Origin of the sequence: Chitinophaga filiformis (genome assembly GCF_900102545.1) — a bacterium.
Classification (GTDB): domain Bacteria; phylum Bacteroidota; class Bacteroidia; order Chitinophagales; family Chitinophagaceae; genus Chitinophaga; species Chitinophaga filiformis.
The window spans coordinates 1,211,154-1,229,320 of sequence record NZ_FNBN01000003.1; the positions used below are offsets into that span (position 1 = coordinate 1,211,154).

At 47.4% G+C, this 18,167-nt stretch carries 11 protein-coding genes; 5 read left to right on the top strand and 6 right to left on the bottom strand.

Translation table 11 applies throughout. The annotated features are described in order from the left end of the window. The first annotated feature begins 3 nt into the window (after positions 1–3). The 5 genes from BLR32_RS17080 to BLR32_RS17100 all read left to right on the top strand — a co-directional run bounded on the left by BLR32_RS17080 (position 4) and on the right by BLR32_RS17100 (position 9,286). On the top strand, positions 4–1,635 hold the full coding sequence (locus BLR32_RS17080) for an FAD-dependent oxidoreductase (protein ID WP_089833890.1): 1,632 nt from the start codon (positions 4–6) through the stop codon (positions 1,633–1,635). 248 nt (positions 1,636–1,883) lie between these two features. Continuing rightward, complete coding sequence (locus BLR32_RS17085; RefSeq protein ID WP_245705448.1) at positions 1,884–3,473, top strand: tetratricopeptide repeat protein; 1,590 nt, start codon at positions 1,884–1,886, stop codon at positions 3,471–3,473. A 215-nt stretch (positions 3,474–3,688) separates the two neighbouring features. Further along, complete coding sequence (locus BLR32_RS17090; protein ID WP_176842319.1) at positions 3,689–6,454, top strand: TonB-dependent receptor; 2,766 nt, start codon at positions 3,689–3,691, stop codon at positions 6,452–6,454. 19 nt (positions 6,455–6,473) lie between these two features. After that, entirely contained in the window at positions 6,474–7,832 is a 1,359-nt protein-coding gene (locus BLR32_RS17095) for a hypothetical protein (protein ID WP_089833895.1), read from the top strand. A gap of 125 nt (positions 7,833–7,957) precedes the next feature. Continuing rightward, the gene (locus BLR32_RS17100; RefSeq protein WP_089833899.1) at positions 7,958–9,286 is read left to right on the top strand and encodes a histidine-type phosphatase; all 1,329 of its coding nucleotides are present in this window, start codon (positions 7,958–7,960) and stop codon (positions 9,284–9,286) included. Positions 9,287–9,514: 228 nt separating this feature from the next. On the opposite strand, the gene BLR32_RS17105 is transcribed toward BLR32_RS17100, so the two are convergent. From BLR32_RS17105 to BLR32_RS17130, 6 genes are all read right to left on the bottom strand, one after another. Further along, positions 9,515–10,714 carry a hypothetical protein gene (locus BLR32_RS17105; protein ID WP_089833901.1) on the bottom strand — a complete coding sequence of 400 codons (1,200 nt, stop codon included), beginning with the start codon at positions 10,712–10,714 and terminating at the stop codon, positions 9,515–9,517. Next, positions 10,711–11,544 carry a type 1 glutamine amidotransferase gene (locus tag BLR32_RS17110; protein WP_089833903.1) on the bottom strand — a complete coding sequence of 278 codons (834 nt, stop codon included), beginning with the start codon at positions 11,542–11,544 and terminating at the stop codon, positions 10,711–10,713. Before BLR32_RS17110 ends, BLR32_RS17105 begins: the two co-directional genes overlap by 4 nt. Positions 11,545–11,560: 16 nt before the next feature. After that, positions 11,561–12,661 carry a carboxylate-amine ligase gene (locus tag BLR32_RS17115; protein WP_089833905.1) on the bottom strand — a complete coding sequence of 367 codons (1,101 nt, stop codon included), beginning with the start codon at positions 12,659–12,661 and terminating at the stop codon, positions 11,561–11,563. A 77-nt stretch (positions 12,662–12,738) separates the two neighbouring features. Continuing rightward, a complete protein-coding gene (locus BLR32_RS17120) occupies positions 12,739–13,845 on the bottom strand; it encodes an ATP-grasp domain-containing protein (RefSeq protein WP_089833907.1) in 1,107 nt (368 codons plus the stop codon). 114 nt (positions 13,846–13,959) lie between these two features. Further along, a complete protein-coding gene (locus BLR32_RS17125; protein ID WP_089833909.1) occupies positions 13,960–14,667 on the bottom strand; it encodes an alpha/beta hydrolase-fold protein in 708 nt (235 codons plus the stop codon). Between the two features lie 131 nt (positions 14,668–14,798). Next, entirely contained in the window at positions 14,799–18,092 is a 3,294-nt protein-coding gene (locus tag BLR32_RS17130) for a TonB-dependent receptor (protein ID WP_089833911.1), read from the bottom strand. Positions 18,093–18,167 lie beyond the last annotated feature (75 nt).

An 18,167-nucleotide genomic window follows, 5' to 3' on the forward strand; every position in this document is an offset into this window, starting at 1 on the left:
GTTATGAAGCATCTTGTTACAGTGTTACTCTTTTGTCTGTTATGCTTTACCCAGGCGCATGCACAGTCGCCGGTAGACGCAGACGTTGTGATCTATGGCGGTACCTCCGCTGCCATCACCGCTGCCGTACAGGTGAAAAAAATGAATAAATCAGTTGTGATCGTATCGCCTGACAAGCACCTGGGCGGTTTATCTTCCGGCGGACTAGGTTTTACCGATACAGGAAATAAATCGGTGATCGGTGGACTTGCACGTGAATTCTATCATCGTGTATACCTGCATTATCAGCAGCCTTCTGCATGGAACTGGCAACCACAATCTGAATATGGCAACAAAGGGCAGGGCACTCCCGCTATAGACGGAGCAGAACGCACCATGTGGATCTTCGAGCCGCATGTGGCAGAACAGGTATTTGAAGATTTTGTCAAGGAGCATAATATCAAAGTATATCGTGATGAATGGCTGGACCGTGACAAAGGCATCACCAAAAAAGGACAAAAGATCATTGCCATCAAAACACTGAGCGGTAAAACATTCCGCGGCAGGATGTTCATTGACGCTACTTATGAAGGAGATCTGATGGCAGCCGCCAAAGTATCCTATCGTGTAGGGAGGGAAGCGAACAGCGAGTATAACGAAAAATGGAACGGTGTACAGATAGATGTATTACATCACGGGCATTATTTTAAGAAACCTGTTAGTGCGTATAAAGTACCGGGAGATGCCAGCAGCGGTTTATTACCATTGATTTCACCAGAGCCGCCAGGTGAAAAAGGGAGTGGAGATAAGCGTGTGCAGGCTTATTGCTTCCGCATGTGCCTCACCGATCTTCCTGCTAACCGTATTCCATTTGCCCGCCCGAAGGGATATGATTCTACGCAGTATGAATTGCTGGTGAGAGTGTTTACGAGTGGATGGGAAGAAGCATTCAATAAATACGATCCTATTCCTAACCATAAAACAGATGTCAATAACCACGGGCCTTTCAGTACTGATTACATCGGTATGAACTATGATTACCCGGATGCCTCTTATAAAAAAAGGAAAGAGATCATTGCCGCTCATGCCACCTATCAGAAAGGGCTGTTGTACTTTATGGCTACTGATCCGCGGGTACCTGATAATATCCGTGCACATATGAATAAATGGGGATTGTCAAAGGATGAATTCAAAGATAACGGCAACTGGCCGCATCAGTTATATATCCGCGAAGCCCGCCGCATGGCAGGTCTGGAAACAATGACAGAACATGAAGTACTGGGCGAAAAACAGGTGGACAATCCTGTTGGTATGGGCTCTTATACGCTGGATTCCCATAACACGCAACGATATGTACAGGAAGATGGTACTGTGCAGAATGAAGGGGATGTAGAGGTACGTGTACCAGCACCTTACCGTATCAGTTACGGATCTATTGTACCAAAGAAAGAAGAATGTGAGAACCTGCTCGTGCCGGTATGTGTGTCCTCTACCCATATCGCTTATGGAAGTATCAGGATGGAACCGGTGTTCATGATATTAGGTCAGAGTGCGGCAACGGCAGCTATCCAGGCCATCGATGCAAAGAAGGCCGTACAGGATATTAGTTATGATCAATTGAAAGCGCAGCTGTTGAAGGATAAGCAGCAATTATAATGTTTGATAGCTGCAGAAACAATTTGATAGCTGTTCTGCAATCATTAGCGCCGGGTGTAGTATATTGAACCGGCTTATGCCTTCCGGCGTATATGATGTACCTCGTATCATCAGGGCCCGGAAGGCATTTTTATGTGACACCCCCGCAGCGTAACTTAACCATTACTTAACATTAAACTTGTTTCTTTGCGGCACAGTTTGGGGGAACATTTGTCATGATCAGATCTTTTATACTTTGTTTATTATTGATGTGTAGCATCGCTGCACAGAGCCAAAATCAGGACTACACAGAACTTACCTATACAGAACAACTCAGCAGACGCTTCCCGGATTCTGCTTTTGCCCTCTTAAAAGAAGTATATAGTAAATCTGTAGAAAAGAAGGATCCGCTTACCACCGGCATTTCCCTCCAGCACATGGGAAATATCTGTTATTACCTGGGTAGCTATCCCCAGGCACTCGACTTCCACCACAAAGCCGACAGCATCTTCCGCAACCAGCAACGTAAAGACCTGGTAGCAGATAACCTGGACGACATGGGCATTCTCTATTATTATAACCGGCAACTGCCTATGGCCCGGAAGCAGTACGATGAAGCCCTGTCTATCTACCGGGAACTCAAAAACGACAAAGGCCTGGCCAATACCTATGGGAAGATCGGCCACCTTTATGAAAAGCAGGCTAAATATGATAGCGCCTTCTATTTCGAGCGACTCGCCCTGCAGCAATACAGTAAGATCTCCGAGAAAACGGGCATGGGTAAGATCTATGAGAATATGGGCAGTATTTATGAAGACCTGGAGCAATTCGATTCTGCTTCCTATTACTTCCAGCATTCCTACGATCTCTATAAAGAAGCCAAAGAAGAAGTGGCCATTACCGAGGTGCTGAACAACCTGGGGGATATCTACCGGAAGACCGGGCACTATAAGGAAGCCCTGGTTGAAACCCGCAAGGCGCTTTACCAGGCGGAGAAAATGAACAATCTCCATGACAAAGGGGCTGCCTGGCATGACCTGGGTAAGGCCTTCAGTCTCCTGAACCAGAACGACAGCGCCTACCATTACATGGAATTGTCCCGACGGGCGGCCATTGATATCTATTCGGCAGACAATAACCGCCAGACTGCCTTCCTCAGCGTCCTGTTTGATATTAATAAGAAGAATGTTGAGATCATGAACCTGGAGCACGAACGGGACGTCAATATCATCATAGGTATTGCTACAGCCATCGTGATAGCCCTCCTGTTGATATTAGGCTGGGTGGTCATCAGCAGGCAGCGGCTCAGTATCCGTAATGCGGGTCAGTTGGCCCGCCAGCAGCAGGAGATGCATGAAACCCAGCAGGAGCTGATGCAGGCTGCCCTGCAAAACAAACAGCTGAAGGAAGATAAACTGGTGCAGGAACTGGAACTGAAAGGCAAGGCGCTTACCTCACACACCCTGCACGTGATCCAGAAAAACCAACTGCTGGAAGACCTGCGTAACCGCCTGGACGCCATGGCCAGGGATGAAAAAAGGGACCAGAAGAAACAGATCCAGCAGCTTATTCAGCAGATCAACCTGGATTTTAACCATGACCAGTACTGGAATGAGTTCCGGGAGATCTTTGAACAGGTGCATGGAGACTTCTTCGTAAAACTGAAAAACCGCCGGGAGGATCTTACCTATAATGACTTCAGATTGGCGGCTTTTATCAAATTAAACCTCACTTCGCAGGATATGGCTACCCTGTTAGCCATCTCTCTCGACAGTTTAAGAGTGTCGCGCTACCGCCTGAAAAAGAAATTAAACCTCGACGAAGGGGAGAGTCTGACGGCATTTATTCATGCATTGTGATACACATCGGGAAACCCGATGTATACGGTAACAATTTGTTAATGAACATTGGCTGTCTTTGCTATGTGTTACAGGTCAGTGAGTTATAATTCGCTGTTTACGCTTTGTTTCTCTTTTGTATACGCCCCTGTTAACGATGTTACGTTTTGCTTACGGTGCTTTTTGTGAGGCTTAAACTGCTTTTTTCAATTTGCACTCACAAAAAAATGCTACTCATGAAGCAACTAGTATTGCTGTTTATCCTGCTGTCAGGGATTACGTATTCCGCTTACGCACAAAAGGCCGGGTTAAGTGGCCTGGTGGTGGACAAGCGATCCGGGGAACCGCTTCCCGGTACGACCATAGAAATCGAAATGGCCGGGAAGAAACGTTTCCTGACTTCCGGTCTGAATGGAGAATTCCTTATTAAGGGCCTGCAGAACGGTACCTGTAAAATAGAAGCGAAGTATATCGGCTATAAGAAATATGAAGCAGAAGTAACAATTAACAACCAGTCTACCCTTAAAATAGAACTGGAGCAAAAGAAAAATGACCTGGCCGAAGTGAACGTGGTCGGTAAACGTGACCATGGCAGTGATGCCTATGCCCTGCAGAATGACCGTAGGGCCAATGTAGTGATGAACTCCGTATCAGCCCGTAACATTGAAGTTTCTCCCGATCTTTCCGTGGCCAACGTAGTACAGCGTATTTCTGGTGTTACACTGGAAAGAAGCACCAACGGTGAAGGCCAGTATGCCATTATCCGTGGTATGGACAAGCGCTATATCTACACCCTGGTGAACGGGATCAAAATTCCCAGCCCGGACAACAAGAACCGTTATGTACCCCTGGATATCTTCCCGGCCGACCTGCTGGATCGCCTGGAAGTGATCAAATCCCTGACCCCTAACCGGGAAGGTGATGCTATTGGTGGTGCCGTAAATATGGTAATGAAGGATGCTCCCCGCCAGTTCAGCGTCAAAGCTAATGCGGCTGCAGGCCTGGCTGCCAATACCGGCAACTTTACCACTTTTGACCATAGCCTGAGCCTGGATCGTTCTCCCCGTGCCACCAATCCTGCTGGTTACCAGGCAACGATGAACGATTTTCCGAATAGCGCTTTCTCCCGCTCAGATAAAAGCCATCCCATCGCATCACTTTTTGGTCTGTCACTGGGTGGCCGCCTGCTGAACGACAAACTTGGTGTGATAGTAGCTGGCAGTTATCAGAATAATTACCGGGATGTGAAGTCTGTGTTCTTCGGTACAGAAACCGATATGAACAATGGCAACGCAAAAGTAGTGAGCATCGAATCACGTAACTATTCTATCCAGCAACAGCGTAGCGGTCTGCACGCCAAACTGGATTATAAATGCAACGACGATAATAAGATCAATCTGTACGTAGCTTACATGAACCTTAACAAAAATGAGTTCCGCTTTGCTACAGACACCAGCCTGCAATTAGGCCGTCCTGGTCCTGGTTTTGGCCGTATCAGCAATAGCTACCGTACTTACCACGATCAGCAGCAGATCTTCAACACCACCCTGAATGGTCAGAATGAGCTGGCGCATCACCTGCATATGGACTGGAGCCTGGTATATTCCAAAGCAACAGATAACCGCCCGGATGAAGCAACCCTGCACCTGGTGACCGGTGTATCCAAAGATCCGGCTACAGGAGCTGCTGTACAGGCGCCCCTGAACCTGGACGAGTCCAGTCGTGAGTTTCAGCGTAACAGCGACGAGGATAAGAGCGCTTACCTGAACTTTATTTATAAATCAGAGATTGGCAAAGCAGATGTAGACTGGAGCATAGGTGGTATGTATCGCCACAAGACCCGCAACAGCAGTTATGACAACTACAACCTGCGACCATCCGATCCAAGCAACCAGGTATACGATGGCGATATCTCCCACAACAATTTTTCTGTGTTTAATGGCGAAGGTACCTCCGACAATGCCCTGAATTATAAGGCTACTGAAAACGTAGGTGCAGCGTATGCCATGGTGAAAATTGAACTAAAGCAATTTGAACTGACCGGTGGCGCCCGTTTTGAGAATACAGACCTCAACTGGCAGAGTGCCGTACCACAAACCGTGAAAGGTAAAACCGGCGGCATCACCTATTACGATGTATTGCCCAGTGCATTGCTGAAATACTCCCTGGATAAGAAACAGGCCCTGCGCCTCTCTTATTATTCCGCTATCAGCCGTCCTAACTTCTACGAAGTGATCCCTCACTATGGCGGAGATCCGGACGCTGACTACCAGGAGATCGGCAACCCGAACCTGAAAAGAACCACTGCAGATAACTTTGACCTGCGTTATGAATACTTCCCGAAAGCATTGGATTACCTGCTGGCAGGCGTGTTCTACAAACGACTGAACAATCCGATCGAATATGCACTGGAAGATGTGGGTACCAATACTTATTACATGCCCGACAACTTTGGTAAAGCGAGCAACTACGGTGTAGAACTGGACATGACGAAATACTTCCGCTGGTTTGGTGTGCGTGCAAACTATACCTTCACTCACTCTGCCATCACCACTACAAAGATCCTTTATTACAGTACCGCCACCGGTACTTCCGATAAACAGGTGGATCAGACCCGCCCCCTGCAGGGACAGTCTGCACACGTAGCCAACCTGTCGCTGTTATTTAAGGACGACAATAAACTGGGTCTGAACGCACAGCTGGCCATGGGTTATACCAGCCGTCGCATTAACACGGTAAGCCAGTTCCTGGATAATGATATCTGGCAGAAAGGTTTTGCACAGATGGACTTCTCGCTCGAGAAACGCCTGGCAAAACGCTGGTATGTCTATGGAAAAGTGAATAATATCCTGAACACGCCTTACCAGCTGGAGATCCGCCAGCCTTACACCGGCAGTGGTGTAGTAGGCACAGTGCCTTTCCAGGAGCTGGGTAAGAACACTTTCGTAAGAAAAGATACTTACGGAGCAAACTACCTGTTGGGTGTGAAATTCAAACTCTAATCATTCAAAAGACTACATCATGCAAACCAGACATATTTTAATTGCTGCTACGCTGATCTTCAGCGCCTGTCATAAAGAAGAAACGGTACACATATCCGACGCACATATTTCTGTTGGTCAGACCATCACTTCAGATACTCTTAGCGGTGCTGTGAAAGGTACGCTGGCTGCAGGCAAAACTTATTATTTCCGCACAGATGTCACCATCAACCAGGGAGATACCCTGCTGATGCAGGCCGGTGCTAAACTGATTGCCATCGGCGATGGTAAGACCACGGCTACCAGTCCGCAGATTACCTGCAACGGTACTTTCATCAGCCTTGGTACTGCAGATGCAAATAACTTCATTACCGTAGCTGATAGCCTGCGTAAACCAGAGAACATTGGTAAAGGCTACTGGGGTGGTATCCAGTGTGGTGCTGCCAGTGGTGATGTGATCATTAAATGGACGCACCTGGAGTTTGCAGGTGGCCCTGCTGGTCCCTCTGCTGATCCGGCAGTATTTGCTGAAGGTGATCCCAGGAACCTTATTACATATACAAACTATAATGGCCATTTCATCCTGGAAGATTCCTGGCTGTATGGTAGTACAGACGATGGTATCCGCATCCTGCACGGTAATGTAAGTGTGATGCGCAATACTTTTGAAGCCAATGGTAAGGCTGGTGGTGAAGCGCTGAACCTGAAAGCCGGTTCTGTAGGTGATGTGGCATACAACCTGGTGATCGGCGCTGCTACCAACGCTTTCAAAGTGTCCAACAGTGGTGGTGGTCCGGTACAGACCAAAGTATACCTGTACAACAATACGATCCTGAACTGTGGCATGCGCCAGGTGAAATCAGGTCGTGGTGGTTCTATCAACTATGAAAAAGGAGCACAGGGTAAGATCTATAACAACATCATCGTTGACTGCCGTTATGGTATGCGTATCACGCCGGATGCAGATACTACGCATACAACCTACAATAATCAGTTCTTTTACTCCAATGCGCAAACGCAGATCGATCAGTTTTATACAGCAGATGGCGTAGGCCGTAAGCAGTCGAACGATATCATGGGAGCGGCAACGCCTGAGAGCAATGCGCCGATGTTTGCCAGCTATGACGTGAACCAGTTTGACTTTGCTAAAAATAAAGCACCGCTGGACATCTCTGCCATGCCGTTCACGATCATCACTGCGCAGCAATATGACTTTAGCCTGCTGCCTGGTTCACCTGCGCTGAAATCGGCTAATGCTGATGTGATGCAGGCACAGAAAACAGTGCCACAGGGTGGTTTGTATGGCGCTACTACGCTGCAGCCTTCTGTAGACATGGGAGCCTATCCTTCCAACGGTTCCGGTAACCAGCATATTACCTCCAGCTTATTATCCAAATAAATGTTCAGAGGTTGTATCAAAAGTAATTTGATACAACCTCTGAACACTTAATAAGCTAGCGTCATAAACAGTAACCGAAGCTACTTAGTGTAGTAAAAAAGAGGTTATATCAAATTATTTCGACGATGCATTACAGAAACAGCTTACTCGTCATTCTGTCGCTTGCTTTCTTTTCCTGTGCCCATGCGCAGGAGAAGAAATTCCTGGGCACTAAAACGCCTTATCCATTTAAGGCGGTAAGATATACGCCACCACCGGGGGGCTTTACACCGGTATTTGTGAATTATGTGGGTCGTCATGGGGCCCGTTTCCTCACTAAGGCAGGCGCGGATATTAAAGTACAGGCCCTGTTACAACAGGCGCAGCAAAGCGCTGCATTGACGCCAGTAGGCGTGCAGTTGCTGGCTATGACAAACCGCTTCCTGACAATAGAGCAAAACAATTATGAGAACATTAGCCAGTTAGGTGCTGCCGAACAGGCTGGGATAGGGGAACGCATCCTGAAAAATAATGGCCCGGCCTTTAAGGGCCGCGGCCTGGATGTGGAGGTAACTCATAAGGTGCGCACCCGACAGAGTGCAACAGCTTTCCTCTCCGCGTTTAAAAATTACAGCGGTGATAAAACAATTCATGCTGCGCCGGCAGATACAGCTGAAAATGTATTGCGCTTCTATGACCTGTCGCCCGCTTACACGACGTTCAAAGATGGACCTGTAGTAACAGGACGCGCCGATTCGCTGGAGCAGGATGCCCGCACCGCAAGCGTGGCACAGGCAGTATGGAAAAAGGTGTTTAAACCATCCTTCGCTTTACAGGAAGAGAAGGCACTGACCTTTACAAAAAGTCTGTATGACTTATATAGCGTGCAGTTCTCCATTCCGCTTGAAATTAAAGCAAAAGGTTATCAGCACGACAGCATCAATTTCGGGATCGCATTTGATGCGTCTTCACTGGCATGGATGAGCTTTATCAATGATGCGGAGGATTTTTACGAAAAAGGACCAGGACTGGATACACTGGGCATTCAGGTGACGGTTGCAGTGCCCTTGCTGGCCGACTTCCTGAACAGTACCGCTGCGGCTATCAATGGCAACCTGCAGAAAGACGCAGTACTGCGGTTTACACATGCCGAGGCGATTTCGCCCTTTGCTACTTTGTTAGGTATTCCCGCTGCCAGCCATCCCACTGCTTCAGTGTACCGGTATGCCCAACACTGGCAGGCATCAGGTATTATCCCGCTGAGCGCAAACATTCAGTGGATCGTATACTCGAATGGGAAAGATTACCTGGTGAAAGTATTGCTGAATGAACGTGAGGTGCAGTTGCCTGTTAAAACAGCACATTACCCTTATTATAAATGGGAGGATGTGCAACAATACTATGCGGACAAATTACATAAGATAGGAACAACGCCGGATGCAGACATGCACCGGTATTTGCTGGAGTTAAAGTAGGTTCATTGCTTAGTCAGAAGGCGCCTCCATTCACCTGGGGGCGCTTTTTTATTATCACAATTAATGTAATGAGGGTATGCAGCTATGACCAACTGAAGTAACTTTCCTATATCTGGGAATTTACTGAGCTGTCCTACATTGAACTGCCCGATCCTACTGATAACCGGGACAGAAAACACCAATAAATAAGCACAGCTGCAGGAAGTATGTCCGATAGCAGTAGAAACATTATAAAGCCTGTTCAAAGAAAGCACAGCTACCGCCTGTCCAGTTCTGCAGTTTGCCTTGCGACACACCGATCATTTTACTCTTACTGATCCTGGCGAGATTGTGCACCAGTAAAGGCAAAGGACTGCTGTCGGGCCATACATACATCATGCGTATCTCACAGTAGGCAGGGCCTTCCGGTGTTTCCACAGCAGGCGCATACTGCACTTTATGTTGCAGGATCCAGTTCTCAGGATCGGATATCTTATCCAGGTCGGCCTGTGTTACATCTATCAGCACGCCTTGCCCTGCAAAAGAGAAAAGCGGCTTCAGGACGTAGTTTTCCAGGTCCGCAGGGATCACCGGCAATTGATGGAGGAACCAGCTTTTAGGAGCATATTCACTGTGAATGAACGGCAGGATGTATTTGCTGATGCGGTAGAACCAGTTGGGATGTGTGATCCATTCCACTTCCAGCTCCTGGAAGAGATGCACGTGCTTACCCAGCAATTCCTGCTGCCGGCGCAGGTCGTCAAATATGACGCGGTTATAGATACGTTTGATCTGGATACGTTTGCCATCCAGTTCATAATACAGTTTCTTACCTTCCTGGATCAGTTCTGTGATACAGACCACTTTAATACCCAGTTTATGTTCGGTATAGTAGAAGTCGATCCTTGTTTTCTGTTCACGCGGTTTTACTTCCAATAGTACTACTTCTTCCGGCTCACAGGGACCGATGATCACCTCTTTCAGCAGTTCAAAATAAGATGTTGCATTCAGGCCATTGAAGAAGTTGCAGAGCGTATCAGGAATGGTAAAGTGCGTCCTGAACTGACGTGCCATTAATTCCTGGAAAGCGTATAAAGAAGGAAATCCCTGAAGTTCTATCAGTTTGGGTGTCAGATTGCCCTCTTCATCACGACATACGGCGAAGTCAATGACCATGAAGTGAGGATGGTCATTTTCATGCGGCACTTTGAGGTCATGGGGAATGGCATCCCTGGTTTGCTGTTTGAAATCCGGGTGGAGGATAACAGCAACAATTTCGTCACAGGCTTTCTGCAGTCTGGCCGTTAGTTGCGCCGGAATGAATACAGGTGTCTCCGCCACTTTAAAGGCGGGTGCTTCTCCTGCCTCGGCCGCAATACCTGAAAGGAAATCCTGGTATTGGTGGGAAGTGAACTGAGAATTGTATGTGTTACGTATCGAGGGGATCATTGTTGTAAAGAGCGTTTAAAGATCGCGTTATCAAGAAAAGCCGGTATAAAAGCATCATGCGTCAACATGATCTTGTCGGGGTCAGAAAGATGCTCCAGCATGCTGTAGTATTTTTCTGCGCCGTAATTGGTAATCACCTGGTTCTTCTTTTCATGTTGCAGCAGGTACATACGCATGCCTGCAGCATCTGCTTCGGGATGGAACTGTGTACCCAGGCAGTAATCGCTGAAGCGGATCGCCATGGTAGCACGTTCCAGTGGTACATGCGGACGTTCCTTTTCTATAGCCAGCACTTCTGCGCCGATGGCTTCCATTTTCTGATGATTCAGCTCAATGACCTGCCAGTTGCGACTGTCAACAATATAGTAAGGCTCCGGTAATTCGTTGAATACCAGCTCTTCCTCACCAGCAGCCGTTTTATGTACGGGAAAGACGCCAAATGCCGGAGACCTGCGGCGGCATACATTGCCCAATCCGAGATAGCGGCACATCAGCTGAAAACTGTGGCAGATCAGTAATACCTGTTTTTTTTCAATAGCGGTTTCATTCCATTCCCTGATGTCTTCCATGAGACGGAAGTAATGTTGTTCCCATTCACTGCCTTCGCTATCCAGCGGGCTCCCGGGACCGCCTGTGGAGATATAGATGTCGTAGGATAGATCTGGCACCTGCTGCTGTACCCTCACCTCATATTCATGAAATGAAAGCTGCAGCGCATGTCTTTCAGCATAGCTGGTCAATATTTCCCTGATGCAGCGCATACCTTCATTAGGGACCTGTTCATACATATCCAGAACGGCTACTTTCCAGTGCTGTTTTTTTGGACTCATACTGCAAAGTTACAATTTAGCAGTCTTTCAGAAACTGATTAGTGATGAAGTCTGTCACAGATACAAGGTCTTTAGTGGCTGCATAGACCTTCAGCTGCTGGTCGGCGCCAGTACCGTTTTCAAGGATGTGACGGGTGTTTTCTACATAGTGACGGCTACCCAGATCATCTACCACATCATCTACAAAGTCCAGCAGTTCCTGGATGAGCAGGCGGGCATTCACCTCTTCTTCCTTGCCGAAATCGATCAGGCTACCATCTATCCCATAGCGGGAAGCGCGCCATTTGTTCTCATTGACCAGGGCGCGGTTGTAAATGATGAAGTTCAGGTTCTGCATGCGCAGTTTATAGATCTTGGCGCATACGGCCTGGAAAAGTGCAGCAATAGTACAGGTTTCTTTTACGGTAAGCGGCACGTCGCAGATGCGGAATTCGACCGTGTCAAAGAAAGGATGCACCCGCAGGTCCCACCATACCTTTTTCGCATTGTCTATGCAATTGGTTTTCACCAGCAACTGGATGTACCGGTCATATTCTTCGATGCTGGCAAAATAGTCGGGAATACCGGTACGGGGAAACTTATCGAAAACCTTTGTACGGTATGATTTAAAGCCGGTATTACGGCCTTCCCAGAAAGGAGAGTTGGTACTGAGGGCAAATACGTGCGGCAGGAAATAACGCACAGAATTGGCAATATGCAGGGCCATTTCCCTGCTTTCCATACCCACGTGTACATGTAATCCGAAAATGAGATTGGAACGGGCCGCATCCTGCATTTCGTTCACGATCTCGGAATAGCGGGGATGATCGGTGATCAGCTGCAACTCCCAGTTAGAGAAGGGATGAGTGCCGGAAGCACCGACGCTGAAACCCAGGTCGCCCGCTATCTGGGCAATGGTACGGCGCAGCATGGAAACGTCTTCACAGGCTTCGTCTATATTGGCGCATACCTGGGTGCCTACTTCAACTACCGCCTGGTGAAATTCTGCTTTTACCTTATCGCGGAGCACCCGGTGTGCCTGTTCTACAATCTTTTGTTCATGGGACCGAAGTTCCCGGGTGGCCGGGTCCATGACCATATATTCCTCTTCAATACCGAGGGTGAAATTCTTGAGCATGTGGTGTTGGTGTACAATCTTTACAAATGGCGAATGACGGATCACGGATGGTGATCCGTCATTTCAGGACACCAAAGTTATTCTTTCTTTTTAGTCTTTTTGGCCGGTGTTTTTTTGGCCGGTGTTTCTTTTTCAAGTACGGCTTCTTTCAGCTCGGTTCCATTTTTAGACGATTTAGCGGACGTTACAGCGCCAGGTTTTTTAGCAGCAGCCTTTTTGGCGCCAGGCACGATAGCTGTTTGCTGACCGTTGATGGCGTGTTGCAGGAAATTGCCCCAGGTCAGATTATCAGTACCAGGCGTTTGCTGCTGGGCGCGCTGGATAGCATAAGTGGCAGCTGTTTCCACCACCCATTCAAAATTCTCTGCACCAATCACCTTTTCATTGGTTTCCGGCGCCGGGTTCCAGCAGTCGATGAGATAAGGCACGTTGTTGCGAACGGCGATTTCCACCGAATTAAAATCATATCCCAGGTACTGGTTCAACCTGGCCACCTGGTCGGCGATGATAGTCAGCAGGGAGCTGTCTCCATTATCTTCTGCCAGGTAACGCTGGTTTTCCGGCTGATAGGGGTCATAAGGGATCACCCTCACATACCGGCCGCCAATACAGTAACAACGGTAATACGCTTCGTATTTGATCTCTTCCTGGAGCATCATCACCAACTGTCCCGTGCGGGCATGTTGTGCAAAGAACTCCTCACGGTCATGTATTTTATACACATGTTTCCATCCGCCACCATTGAATGGCTTCATGTAGGCAGGGAAACCAATATAATCGAAAATTGCATCCCAGTCGAAAGGATATACCAGGTTCCTGAACGATTGATCGCTGGTATTCAGGGGAAGCTCCCTGGAAGGAATAAGAGCGGTTTTAGGCACCTGTACACCGGTTCGCTGGGCCAGTTCATTGTCGACGAATTTATCGTCAGCACTCCACCAGAAAGGATTGTTGATAACAGCTGTACCATCCAGGGCGGCCTGTTTAAGCCAGGCGCGGTAGAAAGGAACGTCCTGTGAGATGCGGTCAAGAAGAACAGTGTATTCGGAGCGAACACCCTGTATCACTTTATCCAGCGATACTGCTTCAGCAGTGATGCCGTCTACCTGTTTTTCATTCACACGATCAATAAATGCCTGGGGAAAACCATTTTCCTGGCCGAAAAGGAGTCCTATTTTTTTCATCTGTAAAGAGTTTTACTGTTTGGTTATCCGTCGTTTACAAAGCAGCGTTTGAGAATCAATATTCGCGCCAACAGCCCCTTCATCTGTCCCTTGTATTGGGGGCGCTGATAGTCCCTATTTTATCAGGGAGAGATAGTAGGGTAGCATTTCCAGCCAGGTAGGCCAGTCGTGTGTCCTGTTGGGCCTTACATCCAGCCAGTGCATAATACCTTTGCTGGTAAGAATGCCCGACATGGTTTCATTCTGACTGCGGGTAATGTCTTTTTCGGCTACGCCTAATATGATCCCCATCCGCCACAGGGCTTCATGCGGATTATCCGGCATAAAGTCTACCGGGTTGTGAAAATACACGTTGTCATCATAATGGCCGTTAAGCCTTGATTTTAAGTCAAATACGCCACTAAGGCTGAACAAGTAGGAAACCTTTTCGGGATAGCGGAACGCGAAATTAGCGGCATGATATCCGCCAAAACTGCAACCGGCTACCGCCACTCGGTGAACGCCTGTTTCCATTGTCACTTTTTCCAGTACTTCATGACGAAGCATACTGTCATATCTGATATGATTGAGGGCTCTCTGTGCCGGAGATATGTGAGGATTATACCAGCTGTCGCTATCTATACTATCCGGACAATAGATCCTGATCAGCTGATTATCAACAAACCATTGTAAGGCCTGAATCAGTCCCCTGTCCTTATGTTCGTGATGCCGCCCCATAGATGTAGGGAAGAGTATCAGCGGATAACCCTCTTCTCCGTACACCAGCATTTCAAATTCATGGCCCAGGTGTGGGGAATGCCATTTGTAATGTTGTTCCTGCATCGTTATAAATATAAAGAAAAAAGTCTAACAGCCTGTGAAGGAATAATTAAGTAATGAGTAGTAAATGGCGGTCATAAAAAAAGGGCTGTCCGCAACGGACAACCCTTTTTTTTCTATGAAAAGTGCTCAGACTATCTGAAAGTATAACGGAAGCCAAGCTGCGCCTGCCAACGTGCAGACTGTACACCGAAATCATCGATGGTTGCAACAGTCTTGTTGTCGTTCTTAACAGGGTTTTTGAAGTTGAACTGTGGAGTGGTACCATCAGCTGCAAAACCTACCAGGTTGATGAGACCATAGTTGTTATAGTTCATGCCGGTACGGGTTGAGTAGATGCGGCCCCAGTCGTTGTTAAGCATGTTACCCAGGTTGAAGATATCGAAGGTAACCTGTACAGTGTGACGTTTACCGTTCTTCTGTCCAACGAAGATATCCTGTGCTAAGTGCAGGTCGAAGATGTGGGTGAATGGAACACGGGCACCATTCTTTTCAGCATATTGACCTCTGCGTTTGCTCAGGTATTTATCGCCATTGATGAATGCATCCAATGCAGCCCACTGCTGTTCAGGAGTCACTGTTACGCCATTGGTAGTGTAAGATACCAGGTTGATCTCTGACATAGTTCTTGGTACATAGATCAGGTTCAGACCCCTGTCGCTGCTGGTAGTGTAATCCTTCACGATGTTGGTAGACGGATCGATGTAACCGTAAGAGTATCTGTCGCCGGACTGACCGGTATAGTATAACGAGATCTGAGTAGCCAGGTGTTTCAGGTACTCTTTCTTATAAGTCACGGAAGCTACGATCCTTGAACCTACGTCGAAGATAGAATAACCCAGGTCTACATCGTTACGGCCTCTTACGTTTGGAACTCTCCATTGAGAGGAGTTCTGGGAAGACTGACCGTCGTTGATAGATTTAGAACGGCCATAGGTATATGATGCATTACCACTGAAGCCATTATCGAATGATTTCTGTAACTGTGCAGTGATGTTATATGCATAACCTTTGCTGGTATTATCAGCAAACATGATATCGGTATAGTTACCACGTACAGCTGAACCTACGTTCTGCCATATCGGACGGTTGTCGTTACCATTACCGGTTACGTGTGTACCGCTCTGAATGTATGACAGGTTGTAGTAAACAACGTTGTTGATGTTTTTAGTATAGATAGCTTCCAGGCTACCGATCATACCCCATGGTAAACGCTGATCTACAGCAAGGCTGGTTCTGAATACCTGTGGGAATTTGAAGTTCTTCGCAAACAGATCGATCTGTCCTGATGGCGCTACTGTAATGCTAGGCTGGTTGAAAGGATCGGTGATGAAAGGGATCTTGGTGTTAGCAGGACCTTCTGGTTTGGTAGGATCATATTTCAGGGTCATACCACCCAGGGTCACACCGTTGTTGTTGTACATACCACCCAGCCATACATATGGAATACGGCTGGTAAAGATACCGGCGCCACCACGTATCTGCGTTGTCTGATCACCTTTCACATCCCAGTTGAATGCGATACGTGGAGACAGCAGTATCCTGGCATCAGGTTTAGTGCCTGTTTTAGCGCCTTTGATATCCCATTTACCTGCTGCTACAACAGCTGGTAATACGGTATTATTGAAGTCGTTGTTCGTAGCAGGATCAGTCAGCAGCATAGGCAGGTCAGCACGTACACCCAGTGACACGCGTAAACGGTCATTCACCTGGTAGTCGTCCTGCGCATAGAAACCCAGCTGGAGTGCCTTGAATTTCGCAGCACCGTTTGTGTTATCTCCGGTAGTTTTATCTACAGCGGAGAAGGAACGCTGATACTGAACAGGAGAAGCATTTGCCATGAAATCTGCCAGGCTCGCAAAAGTATAAGAACCATAGTTCTGACGGATAAATACGTTCGTCATATTATAGAACTCATTACTTGTACCCAGGGAGATAGTGTGTTTACCTCTGTACAATTCCAGGTTGTCAGTCAGTGTGAATACATTCTGTTTCAGCAGGTTGGCAACAGAGAATTCTTCTGTACCGAAGCTGATAGACTCTTTGGTAATGAATACAGAAGTATAGGGAGAACCCATGATACCACGGTCATCTCTTACGATGTTTGCGCCTACCAGCAGGGAGTTGGAAGCCCTGTTACCAAACTGGCTTTTCAGCTCGGCGGTGGTAGCATTCGTAGTAGACGGGAAGAGAATACCTTTATTGGCAAAAGTGATAGTGCTGGCGCTTGACTTACCCGGGCTCACACTTTCACCATGCACGTAACTGTGACGGATAGTGAATTTGTTAGCATCGTTGATGTTCCAGTCCAGTCTTGCAAAGAACTTACGGCCATCCAGAGAGTTTTCAACTGTTTCATAACCACCTGGATCATAACCGGAAGCCTTCAGTTTGGCAGTGAGATCAGCCAGTTCCTGCTGTGTAGCATGAGCGCTACCAGGACCGTTTGCATATGTAGAATAAATGAACGGCTGTGGACGGGTTTCTTTCTGCCACTCTGCGTTCACGAAGTAGAACAGTTTGTTCTTGATGATTGGACCGCCTAAACGTGCACCATAAGTCTTAGAAGAGAAGTCAGCCAGTTTAAACCTTTTGCTCTCATCTTTATTAGGCGTTTTACCAGCAAAGCTTTCATTACGCACGAAATAGTAAGCAGAACCTTCGATCTCGTTGGTACCACTTCTGGTTACCGCGTTGATGGCGCCACCGGCAAAACCACCCTGTTTTACGTCGAATGGAGATACGTTGATATTGAACTGGTCAATGATGTCGATACTGAAAGGAGAGATACCGATCTGGCCACCGTTGGTACCATTCTCTGCCAGACCGAATACATCGTTCTGAACAGCACCATCTACGAAAGTAGCGTTATACTTGTTGTTGGTACCTGCGATGGAGATAGTCTGGTTACCGCTACCATCTTTGGTCAGTTTTGCCTGAGGAGTCAGACGTACGAAGTCTGTCAGGTTCCTGCCCACAGTAGGTAACGCGTCTATCTGGGAACGGTTCAGTACAGTCTGCGCACCTTTACGGCTGGAGTTGAATACGCCGCCGCTTCTCTGGCCGACTATCTGTACTTCTTTGATATCCTGGGCTTTTTCTCCCAGTTTCATGTTCAGTCTGAATGGCTGGCCAAGGGCGAGGTAAATGTCTCCCTGGCTGAATTCGGTATAGCCGATATAAGAGGCGGTCACCTTGTATGGTCCGCCAACATTCATGTTAGGAAGTCTGTAATAGCCTTCAACATCGGTAGTTGTACCGTACTTTGTACCGGAAGGTACGTGGATAACAACAACGGTTGCACCTGGTAAAGCCTCATTAGCAGGTCCGGTTATCTTACCGATCATGCTACTGGTAGTAACCTGGGCGTAGGATTGAAATGCGATAAACAGTACAATGAATGTAGAGAGTAGTCTTTTAAATCCCATAAACGAGCGATTTGATTTATTACGCAAAGGTGATAAATAAATTTCTACAGATTTTAACTATAAATTAACAAATTG

Coding starts and splice junctions, on each gene's coding strand:
- BLR32_RS17080 (WP_089833890.1), top strand. CDS start 4: ATGAAGCATCTTGTTACAGTGTTACTCTTTTGTCTGTTATGCTTTACC.
- BLR32_RS17085 (WP_245705448.1), top strand. CDS start 1,884: ATGTGTAGCATCGCTGCACAGAGCCAAAATCAGGACTACACAGAACTT.
- BLR32_RS17090 (WP_176842319.1), top strand. CDS start 3,689: ATGAAGCAACTAGTATTGCTGTTTATCCTGCTGTCAGGGATTACGTAT.
- BLR32_RS17095 (WP_089833895.1), top strand. CDS start 6,474: ATGCAAACCAGACATATTTTAATTGCTGCTACGCTGATCTTCAGCGCC.
- BLR32_RS17100 (WP_089833899.1), top strand. CDS start 7,958: ATGCATTACAGAAACAGCTTACTCGTCATTCTGTCGCTTGCTTTCTTT.
- BLR32_RS17105 (WP_089833901.1), bottom strand. CDS start 10,714: ATGATCCCCTCGATACGTAACACATACAATTCTCAGTTCACTTCCCAC.
- BLR32_RS17110 (WP_089833903.1), bottom strand. CDS start 11,544: ATGAGTCCAAAAAAACAGCACTGGAAAGTAGCCGTTCTGGATATGTAT.
- BLR32_RS17115 (WP_089833905.1), bottom strand. CDS start 12,661: ATGCTCAAGAATTTCACCCTCGGTATTGAAGAGGAATATATGGTCATG.
- BLR32_RS17120 (WP_089833907.1), bottom strand. CDS start 13,845: ATGAAAAAAATAGGACTCCTTTTCGGCCAGGAAAATGGTTTTCCCCAG.
- BLR32_RS17125 (WP_089833909.1), bottom strand. CDS start 14,667: ATGCAGGAACAACATTACAAATGGCATTCCCCACACCTGGGCCATGAA.
- BLR32_RS17130 (WP_089833911.1), bottom strand. CDS start 18,092: ATGGGATTTAAAAGACTACTCTCTACATTCATTGTACTGTTTATCGCA.